Here is a 15,701-nt window from a genome sequence, read left to right as displayed (position 1 = left end):
TTTTTCAAGATGTGAAAGTGATCACGGAACGATTCCGCAGGAAAATAAATACGATGCCCGCAGCAAGGAACAACAATGAGCCAAGCAGGGCATAACGCGTATTGAAAAAAGAGATGAAGAGCCCGCAAACAGATGTTCCTATCGTCGTTCCGAGATTGGCGGAGGTCAGGAACAAGCCGTTGGCAAAGTCTGGAGCCTCATGTGCGGCATCCATGATCATGTACTGCATGCTATTGCTTGCAATACCTGCCAGAATCCCCAGCACAAAGACAATAGCCGCCGCCGGACCAGGCATGTTACCCAGTACGAACAGCAACGTATAAGACGCCAGCAGAATAAAGGGGATGGAGGCCGCGCACCTTGCGGCATTCATCGTGAGCAGCCTTCCCGCCAAAATATTACCGATGATGTTCGCCAGTCCATAAACCAGCAGGACAACGCTGATCACCTCATAGGATACTCCCGTGACAACTCCCAGATAATCCGACATGTAACTGAAAAAACCGAACATGGCAGCGTTGATCATTGTAACGGCCAAGATGGACTGCCATATCATCTTCTTTTTCAGAACGCCAAGCTGGGCTCCGTAGGAAAAGCCTTCCCGAACGGGCAATGATGGCACGAACAGAACGGTTGCCGTCAACACGAGGACATTCACGGCGGCAAAAAACAACATGGCTGAGGAAAAAGAGGCAGCACCCGCAATGAAACTGGTAACCGGCACGCCGAGAACCATTCCGGCAGATACGCCGATGAATATTTTGGCGACTGCTTTCGGTGCTTCCGGTCTGGACACAGACTCAGCCGACACCGTAAAAGCCATGGAGACATAGACGGGGTGGAGGAAAGCCGGGATAGCCCGCGCAATCAATATGATCGTAAAACTGTCGGTAAACGCCGAGACAAGATTGCTGAGGGTAAAAATCCCCAATGAAAGCAGCATGACCGCTTTACGGTTGATCCGGGAAAACAGCACCGGCATAACAGGGGCGGACAAGGCCACGATCAGTGCGAACAGACTGACAGTCCAGCCGGCGAACGGAACGCTTACGTGAAATGTCTTTGCTATCCGGGGCAGAATCCCCACGACACCCATTTCCGTGTTGATGATTCCGAAGACTCCGACCGCAAGGATAAAGACCAGCAGGCGGCTTGGTCCGCCTTTGTTTTGATTATTCCCCTGTTTCATCGTTTGTCCTAAAGAATTCCGCAAGATCCGCTTTGTCCTGGGATCTTGCGGAATTGATGAGGGTTCTTGGCAATTGCAGCAGGTATACGGTCATTTCCCGGAGAAAGGTCATGCCACGTGCCCAGACTGTATGCCGCGCGTATCTATGGAGCAATTGCCAGGAGCCTTGCAATGGTCGTCCAGAACAATTTTCCCATAGCCGTCGGCTACAATGCGGCCGCTGCGCGGATTTTTGACGCTGTGGACCAATCCATTAATTTCAGCCTGGAGGCTGGTACATTCAAAAGCCAGGTCGGCATCTTCCGCCATGGCGCAGTTTTCCATGACCAGATTCGTAGCATAACACAGAGGCTGGGTCCCCGATATCCTGCAATTGACAAGGCGCAAGTTTCTGGAATGCCAACCCAGATATTCCCCATCCAATACGGAATCGTAGATCGTTACGTTTTCCGTGTTCCAAAAGGCATCCTTGGACTGGATTTCGGCATGATGGATTTCAACATTCTTGCAATACTGGAAGGAATAGTTCCCTTGCAGCCGAAACCGGTCAATCCGTATATCGGAACCGTGCATGAAAAGATAATCTCCATGGTCGACTTCCACATGGTCCAAATCGACATGGCAACAATGCCAAAACGTTTCCTGGGCATTGGACAACTGGACTCGCTCCAGCTTCAAGCCGTCCATGTCCCGGAACATTTTAGGAGCTTCAACCAGCGTATCCAGCATGAGCAAATTTCTGGAATACCAGATGGCCGCTCTGGCTCCCTCCCTGAAAATACAATCTCTCACAAGGAAATTTTCATTATGCCAGAAGGGATATTTACCCGTAAACTCACAATGGATGGCTTCAATGCCGGAACATTCTTTCAAGGCCGATTCTCCGGGAAGAATCGTTACATTGTCCAGCCTCAGGTTATGGGAGGCAAACAAGGGGCGTTCTCCGCCGTACGATGTATCTTTGATATGTTGTTTATTCATGATGATGGTGTTATTAATGTAAGAAGGATAACAGTGTGATTACAGAAGAGGAGGGAACGTATCTTTCCGGCTCCGTCGCAACATTAGAGTTAGAGTAACTATAATGATAAAAATTTCATGCCTCTTTTGTTTTGGGATAAATGAGTTTTACAATCGGTTGTCTCCTGTTTTCGGAGGACTGATCCGTCGAATTACGGAATAGCTTTTCCCGATTTTCGGGCAGAGGGTCTTCGAATCAGGAAGATGCTGAGAAGAACGATGCAAAGTCCTGTCATTTGGATCCAACTTATCGTCTCTGCTCCCAGCAAGGTACCCAATACAACGGCAACAAGCGGATTGACGTAGGCGTGTGTGCCTACTTCCATCGCAGGACGAACCTTGAGGAGCCAGATGTAACTCGTATAAGCAAGTACGGAACCAAACAAAATGAGATAGACAAGGGAAAGCCATGCCGAGGAGGATATAGCTTCCCACCGGACAGTATTCCCTTCACAAATGGCAAAGGAACACAACCAGAACATTCCTCCTGCAAGGAGCATCTGCCATGCTGCTCCGGCAAACTCGTTGACCTTTTCTTCCGAGGACGATTTATATTTTGCATACAGAGTCCCGAGAGCCCATGAGATACAACCCAGTACGAGGAGGGCGACGCCATATTCTGCGTGAATGTTTTCTTCAGTGTAGAATAATTGTTCGATGAATAGAAGAACTACTCCCAGAAATCCCGTGACGATACCGAGAGAAACAGCAGGAATTTTGAAATTTGTTTTCCACATGGGTATATCCAGGGCCATGATCCAAATAACGGTAGAAGATGCAATGATAGCCACGAGGCTGCTGCTCAGGTATTTCTGTGCCAGCATAATCACGGACATATCGATAAAGAGCAGGATAATTCCGCTGATTGCCGATTTCCGGATCAATCCGCCCTTAAACACATTCTCTCCCCGGATGCGGCTATATGACAGCAACAGAATCCCCGCCGTAGTAAACCGCAAGCCTCCCAGTAAAAACGGAGGAAATCCTTCGAGGGCGACACCTATGAAATAATAGGTAGATCCCCAAACGACATAGATCAGAAAATACCCAATCATGATCGCCAGCCATTCAGGCTTTCTTGCTGTGAGATCTTCCGTCATAAATTTTGTACGATCGTATAATGGGGAGGGGATATCAACTTCGGAAGTTCGGAATCAATCCCCGCCCAGGAGGATTATTTCAGCTTTTCCGTGAAGAATTCCGTCAATTTGTCGAACGGAATCAGATTCACCCGGTCATAGAGGTCGACATGCCCTGCCTTGGGAACCCGGTAAAGTTCCTTGGGTTCGGCGGCACGCTTGTAGGCATCTTCGCTGAACTCCCTGGAATGCGCTTCTTCTCCCGCGATGAAAAGCAGGGCACGCGGAGAAATCGTCTCAATATCCTCGAATGGATAGAAATTCATGAACTTCACGTTGCTGGTCAGCGTCGGATGGGTTGTCAGCCCGGGCGACTGGCCTTCCGGCGTGAACGCCCCCCTCGGCGTACGGTAGAAATCATAGAATTCGCGTTCGACGGGGCTGGAGTTCTCATGGATTTCATGCACGGTTCCACCGGTGTACTTCGTCTCGCCTCCCGTGAACTCGACGTAGCGTTGTTCCGCTGCGTCGGAAAGGATTTTCTTCCTTTGTTCAAGCGTCTGGGATTTTCCGAGGCCGTTGCGGTTGGCCGCCCCCATATCATACATGCTGACCGTGGCAACGGCTCTCAATCTCGGATCAATTTTGGCGGCACTGACGGCGAAGCTTCCGCTTCCGCATATTCCGATGACGCCGATCCGGTTCCGGTCGACAAACGGGCGGGTGCCCAGGAAATCCGCAGCAGCGCTGAATGCTTCGGCATACATATCCGGAGATACGGCATTCCGCGGTTTCCCGCCGCTTTCGCCCCAGAAAGGGAGATCAAGCGCCAGCGTTACGAATCCGCGCTCGGCCATTTTCGCGGCGTACAGATTCGCGCTCTGTTCCTTGACCGCCCCCATGGGGTGGCCGACGATGATCGCGGGGTATTTGGCACTCCCGTCCATCCGGTCGGGCAGGAAAAGGTTGCCCGCAACCTTCATTTCATACTGGTTGTTGAACGCCACTTTCTGCGGGGAGACTTTGGGACTCTTGTAGAAATTGTCCGCGTCTTCCGGCTTGTCCGCCGGGCAGGCTATGCCGCTTGACAGGACGAGAGCCCCCAGCACTGTCGAACCGATGGTTTGGGAACCCCGGGCGATGATGGATTTCATGTTCATGGTTTCTTTTTGGTTTTTGGCTATTCCGGTTCTTTTAACCGGATGATGGCAATATATCAGGGATTCCCGGAAACAGTTAGCCCGATCCTTTCGCATTCTTGCACAATCCTCCAAAACGAAGGTAAACGTGTTTGCCTTCTTCCGTCCTTTGCATAGAATCCGTCCATGATGAAACAGGAAAGGGAGACAACCGGTTCATCGTCCGGTACGGAACAGGAACGGCCCTCAGGCAAACCGCTCCGGCTCGCAGCCATGATTGAAAAATGGACGAGAGGGGAACATCAAGTTACGACGGCCATCCCCGGGCTGGCGCTTCACCGCAGGGAATCCCCTACGGAGCCGAGCTGCTATATGTTCTCCCCGCATCTTTGCCTCATTGCACAAGGAGTCAAGCGTATCCTGCTGGGGGAAGAAGCTTATGTCTACGATGAACGCAGTTTCGTCGTTTCTTCCGTGGAACTTCCCCTGGTTTCCTACGTTACCGAGGCAAGCCCGGAGAAGCCCTATCTGGGATTGACGCTGGAACTCGATGTCAAGGAGATCTCCAAACTCATGCACCACGACAGACTACCTTCCCTCCGTTCCGGCCCGACCGGCCGGGGAATCGGCGTCAGCAAGCTGACCCCGTCATTGCTCAATGCGGTAGAACGGCTTGTGGGCCTTCTGGAGACGCCCGAAGAAATTCCCATCTTCCGGAATTTGATTCAGCGGGAAATCTATTACCGGCTGCTGATGGATGAAGAACAGGGAGCCAGGTTGAGGCAAATTGTCGTGGCGGAAAGCCGCAGCGGCCAGATCGCGCGCGCCATCGACTGGATGAAGGAACATTTCGACCAGCCTCTCCATATCAAGGAGCTGGCAAAACACGCGGGTATGAGCCCCTCGGGATTCCACCAGCACTTTCGCGCACTGACGGCCATCAGTCCGCTCCAGTTCCAGAAGCGCATCAGGCTTAACGAAGCCAGACGGCTGATGCTCCAGGAAAACCTGGACGCGGGAAACGCCGCTTTCCAGGTAGGCTATGAGAGCCCGACCCAATTCAACCGGGAATACAAGCGCATGTTCGGGAAACCTCCCCGTACCGATATCAAAAGCTTGCAGGAAGTGTGAAGGGGAATAGAAGGAATGGAGCGGGTCAGCACTGGGACGATTCCCTGGAAATGAGACGGGTTGTCAACACCCGTTCTTCGGGAACGAACTGGACTTTGGGATTGATCATGCGTTTGAGCAGGAATTCAGCCGCGGTTTTGCCGAGAGCAACGGCATCCTGGAAGACGCCGGTAATGGGAACTCTCGCAATTTCCATTTCCAAGGTACCGGAGAACCCGGCCAAAGCTATTTGCCCCGGGATTTCGATCCCGTGTCCGAGCAGTCCCATTTCAACACCGATCGAGAGGGAATCATTGAAGCAAAGGACCGCCTCCGGCCTTTCCTCGCAGGCAAGGATCTGGTCGGCGGCCCTTTTCCCGGCCGCGATATCGGATCCTCCCCTCATCACCCATTCATCACGGACAGGCAAGCCGCCTTCCTTCATTCCAGTCAGGAAGCCGTTTCGCCTCTCCCTCTCGGCGTAGGAATCCAGGGCGGATCCGACATAGGCGATTTTCCTGTGTCCCTGGTCGAGGAAGTGCTGCGTCAACTTCAAGGCGCTGCCGAAGTCATCCACCATGACGACATCGGCTTTCCAATTGGGGATTTTCCTGTCGACAAACACCAGGGGACAATGGTGCTTCCTGATGGCTTTTGCCGCCGGAAGGCTGTCCCTCAAATGCAGGGGGGACCAGATGATGCCGTCCACCTGCCTTTCGAGCAAGGCGGAGATATCGTGGAATTCCTTGATGAGATTATTGTAGGAGCAACACAGGAAGATGCGGTACCCGTAGGAAGAGAGGACGGTCTCAATGTTTTCCAGAATTTCGGCAAAGATGGTATTGCCCAAATAAGGAAGGATCACACCCACCGTCATGGTCGGCTCTTTGTGACCCGTCTCCTGGGTGCTCCGGTTGGGAACGTAGCCCATGGATAAAGCCAGATTGGTAATGTCACGCTGCAATTGCTCACTGACTCCAGGCAACCCTCGAATGGCTCTGGACACGGTCATCTGTGAAACATTTGCAGCTTTTGCTACATCGCGAAGAGTAATCTTATTGCGCCTCATGAAATCATTCCCTTGGGGAAAAGTTGTGGGTTTACGTTAAAAGAAAAATTATCTAGAATCAAGAAAATACTCTATCTTCAACAATTTCAGTAAGAAAAACGTTACATATCGTTAGATACATACCGGGCAGTCATTCTGCGTAAATGCCATAGAAACGCAAAAATAACTCAATATCAATTGGAAACGATTCACCTCCCTCCGGAGCGATCCGATCCACCCGACTCCCGGTCCGTCTACCGTACGCCTGACGCTACGTCATACGATCGCTTCCCCGGACGGCTGCCTCCCGGATTGTCCGGATATCCGCTCCAAACGAGTGCCCGCATCAGCTTGAGGCAGAGAGAAAATACGTTAAAAACGCGATAAAAAATGCGCGTCCTCCGGATTCCCCCACCCCTTCTTTTGATCTCCCCGGATTGATTGTCAATCGATGACGCATATTCTCCCGCGTCCATGAAACCGGGAGGGGATGAAAAGCCGTCTGAAATACCGGCCGCTCGGCCGACGTATATCCCTTCTATGAAGATTCCCCCATCTCTCGCCGTCCTGGGCCTGTTCGCCGGAAGCATGATTCCTCTGTCTGCCGGAGAAATGCTCCCTACCACGGAATCCGTCCACGACCTTCAATTTCCGGATCTGGCCTCTTCCTGGGATGAGGGCATGCCGCTTGGCAATGCCACGGTCGGGGCCATCATCTGGCAGAAAGGCAATTCCCTGCGTTTCGCACTGGACCGTACCGATCTTTGGGATCTGAGGCCCACGGAGTTCGTCGAGAGCGATATCTTCCGGTTTTCCTGGGTCAGGGAACATGTCCTGAACAATGACTACGGCATTGTCCAACAGAAATTGGACGCTCCCTACAATGCTCTTCCCGGCCCCTCGAAAATCCCCGGGGCCGCCCTCGAATTCGACATCTCCTCGCTGGGCAAGGTCAAACAATCGCACCTTTATCTGAAAGACGCCGTTTGTGAAGTGACCTGGGAAAACGGAACTTCCATGCAAAGCTTCGTCCACGCCACGCGCCCGGTGGGCTGGTTCGCGTTCGACAACGTCCCGGAGGATTTTGTTCCGCGACTCGTCCCCCCCGCCTACCGCAAGGGAGAATCCGCCTCCCATGACAATTCCCACGCCGGGGCCGACCTCGACCGCCTCGGATACAAGCAGGGCCGGGTTGCCGTCACGGGCAACACCGCGGACTACCACCAGCAGGGTTGGGGGGACTTTTCCTATGACGTTTCCATCCGGTGGAAGCGCGAGGGCAAACGCCTGACGGGAGTCTGGGCCGTCACCTCGTCCTTGAGCAAGGACCAGGCCTCGAATCTCTGCCGCCAGGCCATGGCGGAACCCGGCAGTCAGCTGTACGCCACCCACCAGGACTGGTGGAACACGTTCTGGAAAAAATCTTCGGTTTCCCTTCCCGATCCCGTTCTGGAAAAACAGTACTACAACGAAATCTACAAGCTCGGATCGACAACCCGCAGCAACTCCTACCCGATCTCCCTCCAGGCCGTCTGGACTGCCGACAACGGCAAGCTCCCCCCGTGGAAGGGAGACTACCACCACGACCTCAATACCCAGCTCAGCTATTGGCCTTGCTATACGGGCAACTATCTGGACGAAGGGCTCGGCTACCTGAATACGCTCTGGAACCAGAGGCAAACGCACAGGCAATACACGAAACGCTATTTCGAAAAGGACGGTCTGAACGCGCCGGGCGTCTGTACGCTGACCGGCGTCCCCATGGGAGGGTGGGTCCAGTATTCCTGTTCCCCTACGGTTTCGGCGTGGCTCGCCCAGCATTTCTACAAGCACTGGCAGTATTCGCGCGACAAGAAGTTTCTGAAGGAGCGCGCCTACCCTTATCTGAAAGACGTGGCGACATTCCTCGAACAATTTTCCACGGTCGAGAACGGCGTACGCAAGCTCCCTCTGAGCTCCAGCCCGGAAATCCATGACAACAGCATCAATGCCTGGTTCCGCGACACGACGAACTACGACCTTGCCCTGATGCGGTTTGCCTTCAAAGCCAGCGCCGAACTCGCGACAGAACTGGGGTTGAACAACGATGCGGCACACTGGAAAAAACTGGAAGGGCAGCTGCCCTCGTTTGCCGTCGACGACGGGCAGGCTCTCGCTTTCGCCCCCGGAGAACCCTACCGTGGTTCTCACCGCCATTTTTCGCACGCCATGGCCATCCACCCTCTGGGCTTGCTGGATTGGGACCGGGGAGAGCAGGACCGGCAAATCATCCGCAGCACGATTGCCGGACTCGACCAATATGGTCCGGGTGCCTGGTGCGGCTACTCCTACAGCTGGCTCGGCAATATGAAGGCCCGCGCACGCGACGGAGAAGGAGCCGCACGCGCCCTCCGCGATTTTGCACAATGCTTCTGCCTGCGGAATACCTTCCATGCCAACGGCGACCAGACGGGCAGCGGCAAATCCGGCTTCACGTACCGTCCTTTCACGTTGGAAGGCAACTTCGCTTTTGCCGCGGGCGTTCAGGAAATGCTGCTCCAGAGCCACTCCGGTACCGTACGCGTCTTTCCCGCCATCCCCGCTGACTGGAAAGATGTCCGCTTCGGCACCCTGCGCGCCAACGGAGCCTTCCTCGTCTCCGCCGAGCGCCGCCAGGGAGAGGTGGGTCATGTTTCCATCTACTCCGAGCAGGGCGGAAAACTCCGTCTGGAAAATCCCTTCCCCGGGAAAACGCCCGATACACACGGCAAACCCTTCCGGGAAGAAAACGGCATCCTCATCATGAATACCCGGCCGGGAGAAACGATCTCGCTCTCCGCCCCCCCAACCGCCGGCCGCGCAGTCAAATAAGAACACATCCTATTCCATTCCTATACATCATGTCTTCACATTTACTTCTTCGACATAACCGCATTTTCCAAAAATTATGCATTCTGTTCGTTTTCGGATCCATTCATTCAACCGAAGCAGTCCTTGTGAAAGATGATATCCTGCAACGGTTGAACGACTTTGATTCACAGGCCTGCCTCCTCGCCCTGAAGGATCAAAGCCCCCATCCGGATACCTACACCCTACCGCCCGAACTAGCGGCGCAAATGAAAGAATTGGAGCAACTGCGCACTCAGCTCCAGGACATGTCACCCCCCGATAACAATGATGGTGCTATAGCCCGTGCCGCCGAGTTGTTGAAGTCGGTCGACAACGCCTTGTTGTCCAATCCGCTGATTCGAGGGAAAAAAGTCCTCGCTATCAAGCGCCACTTTCCGGGAAGTGCCCGCCAACGTACCGGAGGCGGTCTTGGTCTAGCACCCTCCAACTTCCAAAACAACTCCGAAATCGGTAATCCTGCCAAGGGTTGGGACAACGAATTCGTGTTCTTTGAAATCGGCAACAGGGAAATACGAGAACAAAATGCCTACAAGCCCGCTCCAGGCATGATCATCTCGGATCCGGAGCCGCACTGGTCCGGCGAGAAAGTCATGTTTTCATCCATTGGGACGGAAAACAGATGGCACCTCTTCGAGTTGAATTTCAATGACGAGACAGTCACTCAGCTCACGCCTCCCGAATACAAGGACTTTGATAGTTTCGATGGTTGTTACTCGCCCGATGGTTCTTATATTTTCTGTTCCACGGCCACCTTTCTGGGCCTTCCCTGTACCAATGGAATGAACAAAATGTGCGGACTGTTCTCCTACAATCCAGAAACGAAAAAGTCCAGGCAACTCACATTTGACCAAGACAGCAACTGGAACCCCGTCGTCATGGACAACGGGATGATTCTCTACCAACGGTGGGAATATGCGGATCTTCCCCACTCGAATAGCCGCATACTATTCACGATGAACCCTGATGGGACAAGCCAGCTCGCCTTCTACGGTTCTAACTCTTACTTTCCTACGGCCTTGTTTGGAGCCCGGCCCATACCTGGGAAATCGGGTAAATTAGTCGGTATCGCGGGAGGGCATCATAGCGTCTCACGGGGAGGACAAATGATCGTCTTGGATCCATCGGTCAGCCGCCATGAAGCCGAAGGCGTCATGGCGGAAATCCCCTTCCGTGGTAAAAAGGTCAAACCCGAAGTACGAGATAGATTCCCCGACGGTAAATGGCCTCAATTCTTACATCCTTATCCGCTCAGCGACAAGTATTTCCTTGTATCCATGAAACGTTCTCCTCATGCGTTGTGGGGTATCTATCTCGTGGATGTATTCAACAATATGACTCTTATTGCCCAACAGGAAGATACCGCCATTCTGGAACCCGTCGTCATTGAACGCCGCCCAGCTCCCCCTATTATCCCATCGCGTGTCAACCCAGAGTCCCAAACAGCTTCAGTCTTCCTGCAGGATGTTTACTTTGGCAATGGATTAAAAGGAATCCCGAGAGGAACAGTCAAAAAACTCAGAATCGGCTCCTACAGTTTTTCTCCTTGGAGCCAGGGAGGCCTGCTAGGTACCATTGGGCTGGATGGTCCGTGGGATATCAAACGTATCCTGGGAGAAGTCGATGTCGAACCGGATGGTTCGGCCATGTTCACCGTGCCTGCCAATGAACCTATATTCGTCCAGCCCCTGGATGAAAACGGCAGAGCCCTTCAGATCATGAGAAGCTGGTTCACTGCCATGCCAGGCGAGAATGTCTCCTGCATCGGCTGCCATGAAGAACGCGACGCCGTCGTCAAAGCCAGACAGACTATTTCTGCATTCAAGGCACCTCAGCCCATCCAACCGTTTTACGGCAAGGAACGGGGGTTCAGCTTCATACATGAAATCCAACCTATTTTGGATAAAAAATGTATCTCCTGCCATAACGCAGAGCGTCCCCAACTCCCTTATTTCAAAGGAGATAAAATGTTAACGGACTGGAGTTCCGGTATTTCCGGAAGAGGAGACCACGCTTATTCCGGCAAATTTACGGAATCCTACTACCAGCTCCAACGGTATGTCCGTCGTCCGGGAATTGAAAGCGACATGCACATGCTCACCCCCATGGATGTCCATGCCAGCCAAACGGAGCTCTTCCAAATTCTCGACAAAAACCACCATAACGTTCAATTGAACGATGAAGAACGCCGCAAACTGGCATGCTGGATCGACTTGAACGCTCCCTTCCATGGAAGGAGGTCCGATATCCCTTGCTTCGACAGGGCCAAGCAGGCGTGTAACTTGAAAGCGCGATATGCCCCGCTTTTCCAAGTTAGGCTTCCGGATCTGGAATGGCTCCCGGAACGCCCGGTGAACATCACCCCGGAACTTCCAAAACCGCAAGCCCTCCCAGATACAACCGTTCCCTCCCTTCCAGGCTGGCCCTACTACAAAACAGGTTCCGGGTACAATGCCCAACACCAAATCGCCTTGGGACACATCAGGAAAAGCATCGATATTGCCGACGGAATCGAAATGCACCTTGTCAAAGTTCCGGGGGGGAGCTTCGTCATGGGTAGCTCTCGGCAGCCGGATGAAATGCCCATGAGTGTCCAAACCATTCACAAACCGTTTTGGATCGGCCAATTCGAAGTCACCAATGAACAATTCGCCGCCTTCTGCAGAGATCACGACAGCCGTACGGAACACCGTCACGGTTACCAGTTCGGCAGACTGGGATATCCCCTGAACAAACCGAAGCAACCGGTCGTTCGTGTCTCTTGGCAGGAAGCCTCCGCATTTTGCAAATGGTTGTCGGAAAAAACTGGTTTGAAAGTTTCTCTGCCCACGGAAGCTCAGTGGGAATGGGCATGCCGTGCCGGGAGTGGAATGGCTTATTCCTTCGGAGATCTGGGGGCAGACTTCGGTAAATATGCTAATCTCGGAGATAAACGCCTTCAGGAATTCGCAGCCTGTACAGCACACAAATTCTACGAAAGCACCCGGATTCTGGACAATCCGAATCGCTACGATGACTGGATTCCGCGCGATACAACCATTGACGACGGAGGATTTGTCTCGGAAGATACAGGCCGTTACCGTCCCAATTCATGGGATATCTACGATATGCACGGCAATGTCTGGGAATGGACACGCTCCCAGTACAAACCCTATCCATACAACCATAACGACGGACGTAACGATACAGCAGACGAGACCGCCATGCGCGTCGTGCGCGGCGGTTCCTGGTATGACCGTCCATTTAAAGCAACCTCCAGTTTCCGGCTCCCATACAGAGGATACCAGAAAGTCTTCAACGTCGGCTTCCGTATCCTCATTGAGGAATGACGGGAGTATCTCCTTGACAAGGGGGAGCGGATGGGAGAGACCCATGGACGCGGAAGCTCCCATCCGTCTCCCCACCCGGATACCCCCATTCATTCCATGCACGAAGATATCGAACTTCCCAAAGACCGCATTCCGGCCCTTCGCGTCGAGACCATGCCATCGGACACCAACCAGAACGGCGATGTGTTCGGCGGCTGGATTATGAGCCAGGTCGACCTGGCCGGAGCCAATACGGCCATGCGCTACGCTCTCAGCCGGTTCATCGTCACCCGCGCCATCAGCAGCCTGACCTTCGAAGCTCCCGTCATGGTCGGAGACGTCGTCTCGTTCTATACCGAAATTGTCAAGATCGGACGTACCTCCATCACCGTCAAAGTGGAAGTTTTTGCCGAACGCCTGACAAAACGCTGGAACAACATTGCCAAAATCACTGAGGCAGAATTGGTATACGTCGCACTCGGGCCGGATAAAAAGCCCATTCCCCTGGAGGAATCCCGCGCCAATTTTACCAAATTCTGCCCCTTGTAATCCCTAGGCTTCCCGGTTTTCCGGATGAAACCTGCGCAGCCGCAAAGCATTCAGGATGACCGATACGGAGCTGAGGCACATGGCCGCGGCAGCAATGACCGGCGACATCAGAATCCCCCAGACGGGATAGAGCGCGCCCGCCGCGATCGGAATCCCCAATCCGTTGTACACGAACGCAAACGCCAGATTGGATTTCATGTTTCCGACGGTAGCCGCCGAAAGGTCGAACGCCGTGGAGACGACCTTCAAATTGCCTTTGACCAAAGTTACGGCACAACTTTGCATCGCCACGTCGGCTCCGGTTCCCATGGCAATGCCGACGTCGGCTTCCGCCAGAGCCGGGGCATCATTGACGCCGTCTCCCGCCATGGCGACCACGTAGCCTTTTGCCTTGAGAGATTGCACAAGTTTCTGCTTGCCGGCGGGAGTCATGCCGCCATGGTATTCGACAATTCCCAGCTCACGGGCAATGAACCCGGCGGTAGCCGGAGCATCGCCGGAAGCCATGACAATATGGATGCCGCGTTGTTTCAAGGCGGCCAAGGCATCTTTCGTGGATTCCCTCAATTTGTCGGACAGGGAGAACGCCCCGGCAAGCTTGCCGTCAACAGCGGCAAAAAGGACAACTTCTCCCCTGCCCCTCTCCTGTTCCGTCCATGACGCCAGAGGAAGGACATCGACCTTGCTGTCTTGAAGCATCTCGGCAGAACCCAAGAGAACATCGCGACCCTCCACACGGCCGGATACTCCGCCTCCGGGATGGGACATAAAGCCCTCCACCGGAGAAAACGCCAACTTCCTGTGTTCGGCCTCGCGGACGAAAGCCCTGGCAATCGGGTGTTCACTGTTCCTTTCCAGAGAAGCGCACAAAGCCAGCAAGGCATCTTCTCCATCCTTCTGCAACACATTCATACCGCTCATACCGGGGCGCCCCTCCGTCAGCGTGCCTGTCTTATCAACGACCAGCATGTTCACCTTGCGAAGCGCCTCCAAAGCCGCGGCATCACGGAACAGGATGCCGAGCGAAGCGGCCTTGCCCGATGCCACCATCATCGACATGGGCGTTGCCAGTCCCAATGCACACGGACACGCTACTATCAACACGGCCACGGCATTGATAAACCCGTGCCCCCAACTCGGATACGTACCCCAGATCCCCCAGCTTAAAAACGTCAAGACGGCAATGATCACGACAGCCAGGACAAAATACCGGGCTACCCGGTCCGCGATCCTCTGCATGGGAGCTTTGGAGCGTTGCGCCTGGGCAACCTGGCCGACGATCCTCGACAGCACCGTGTCGCTCCCGACGGCCTCCGCCGTCATTGTGAAGGTGCCGGTCGTATTGAGAGTCGCCCCAATCAAACGGTCTCCGGGCCTTCTCGGCACCGGTATCGGCTCTCCCGTCAGCATGGACTCGTCCACATCGCTCTCCCCGTCCCGCAGAGTCCCGTCCACAGGTACTTTTTCTCCCGGGCACACCCGCAGAATATCTCCCGGATGCACCCCGCCGAGAGGAATATCCTTTTCAGTCCCGTCAGGCAAGACAACCCGGGCCGAAACCGGAGCCAGATTGATCAGGGAACGGATGGCTTCCGCCGTCCGCGCACGGGCCATATTTTCAAGGATCTGCCCCAGAAGGCTCAATGTCATGATAATAGCCGCGGCCTCGAAATACACCGGAATGGTGCCATGGGACATAAAGGTAACCGGAAACCAGCCCGGCGCTACCGTAGCCGCCACGCTGTACAGGAAAGAAACCACCGTTCCAAGGCCGATTAACGTCCACATGTTGGGGTTGCCCGTCCGGACGGAATCCCACCCACGAACCAGCAACGGCCATCCGGCCCACAAAACCACGGGAACGGCCAAAGCCAATTCCACCCAATTCTGAACCGAAGGTCTCATCAAATCGGTCACATGCCCTCCCATCGCCAGTACGGATAATACGACGGTAAACGGCAGGGAACCATAGAACCTCCGCTTAAAATCCGCCAGCTCCGGGTTTTCCTCCTGTTCTCCGGCTGAAGGAATCTCCGGTTCCAATGCCATGCCGCATTTAGGACAGGAACCGGGATGGTCCAGCCGTACCTCGGGATGCATCGGGCAGGTATAAAAAGTCCCTTCCGGTACGGGAACCGTGGAAACCAGCTGGGAATCACCGATATATTGTTCGGGATTTGCTTCGAATTTCTCCAGACAATGCCTGCTGCAGAAATGGTATTCCCTTCCCTTGAAAGATGTTTTCAAGGGAGAATCCGGGGAAACATCCATACCACACACAGGATCCCTGGCGCAACCGCCCGGAGCATCCTCCTGCGGCTTTGAGTGATGGCAAGACATATTCATATTGTGTAGACCACAACGATACCGTAT

Annotated in this window: 10 protein-coding genes; 4 read left to right on the top strand and 6 right to left on the bottom strand. The window is 53.9% G+C overall.

What is annotated here, in order from left to right; all coding sequences use genetic code 11:
• Positions 1–4 precede the first annotated feature (4 nt).
• The 4 genes from QET93_RS03420 to QET93_RS03405 all read right to left on the bottom strand — a co-directional run bounded on the left by QET93_RS03420 (position 5) and on the right by QET93_RS03405 (position 4,448).
• Positions 5–1,189: an MFS transporter gene (locus QET93_RS03420; protein ID WP_280131407.1), complete on the bottom strand. Its 1,185-nt coding sequence runs from the start codon at positions 1,187–1,189 to the stop codon at positions 5–7.
• Positions 1,190–1,297: 108 nt separating this feature from the next.
• Positions 1,298–2,170: a DUF3737 family protein gene (locus QET93_RS03415; RefSeq protein ID WP_280131408.1), complete on the bottom strand. Its 873-nt coding sequence runs from the start codon at positions 2,168–2,170 to the stop codon at positions 1,298–1,300.
• A 191-nt stretch (positions 2,171–2,361) separates the two neighbouring features.
• Positions 2,362–3,309 carry an EamA family transporter gene (locus tag QET93_RS03410; RefSeq protein WP_280131409.1) on the bottom strand — a complete coding sequence of 316 codons (948 nt, stop codon included), beginning with the start codon at positions 3,307–3,309 and terminating at the stop codon, positions 2,362–2,364.
• Positions 3,310–3,383: 74 nt separating this feature from the next.
• A complete protein-coding gene (locus QET93_RS03405) occupies positions 3,384–4,448 on the bottom strand; it encodes an alpha/beta hydrolase (RefSeq protein ID WP_322190104.1) in 1,065 nt (354 codons plus the stop codon).
• A 165-nt stretch (positions 4,449–4,613) separates the two neighbouring features.
• Between QET93_RS03405 and QET93_RS03400 the strand changes: the two genes are divergently transcribed.
• Positions 4,614–5,558, top strand: coding sequence for an AraC family transcriptional regulator (locus QET93_RS03400; RefSeq protein ID WP_280131411.1), 945 nt, complete (start codon positions 4,614–4,616; stop codon positions 5,556–5,558).
• Between the two features lie 25 nt (positions 5,559–5,583).
• On the opposite strand, the gene QET93_RS03395 is transcribed toward QET93_RS03400, so the two are convergent.
• Positions 5,584–6,606: a LacI family DNA-binding transcriptional regulator gene (locus tag QET93_RS03395; protein ID WP_280131412.1), complete on the bottom strand. Its 1,023-nt coding sequence runs from the start codon at positions 6,604–6,606 to the stop codon at positions 5,584–5,586.
• 567 nt (positions 6,607–7,173) lie between these two features.
• Here QET93_RS03395 and QET93_RS03390 point away from each other — a divergent pair.
• From QET93_RS03390 to QET93_RS03380, 3 genes are all read left to right on the top strand, one after another.
• Entirely contained in the window at positions 7,174–9,435 is a 2,262-nt protein-coding gene (locus tag QET93_RS03390) for a glycoside hydrolase family 95-like protein (RefSeq protein WP_345786068.1), read from the top strand.
• Between the two features lie 125 nt (positions 9,436–9,560).
• Entirely contained in the window at positions 9,561–12,800 is a 3,240-nt protein-coding gene (locus QET93_RS03385) for an SUMF1/EgtB/PvdO family nonheme iron enzyme (protein ID WP_280131414.1), read from the top strand.
• Between the two features lie 30 nt (positions 12,801–12,830).
• Entirely contained in the window at positions 12,831–13,328 is a 498-nt protein-coding gene (locus tag QET93_RS03380) for an acyl-CoA thioesterase (RefSeq protein ID WP_322190103.1), read from the top strand.
• Between the two features lie 3 nt (positions 13,329–13,331).
• Here QET93_RS03380 and QET93_RS03375 read toward each other — a convergent pair whose 3' ends face one another.
• Positions 13,332–15,668, bottom strand: coding sequence for a heavy metal translocating P-type ATPase (locus QET93_RS03375; RefSeq protein ID WP_280131415.1), 2,337 nt, complete (start codon positions 15,666–15,668; stop codon positions 13,332–13,334).
• Between the last annotated feature and the right edge of the window lie 33 nt (positions 15,669–15,701).

This window comes from Akkermansia sp. N21116, assembly GCF_029854705.2.
GTDB lineage: Bacteria > Verrucomicrobiota > Verrucomicrobiia > Verrucomicrobiales > Akkermansiaceae > Akkermansia.
Note: the sequence above shows the minus strand (reverse complement) of the source record. Positions and strands in the feature narration are given on the sequence as shown.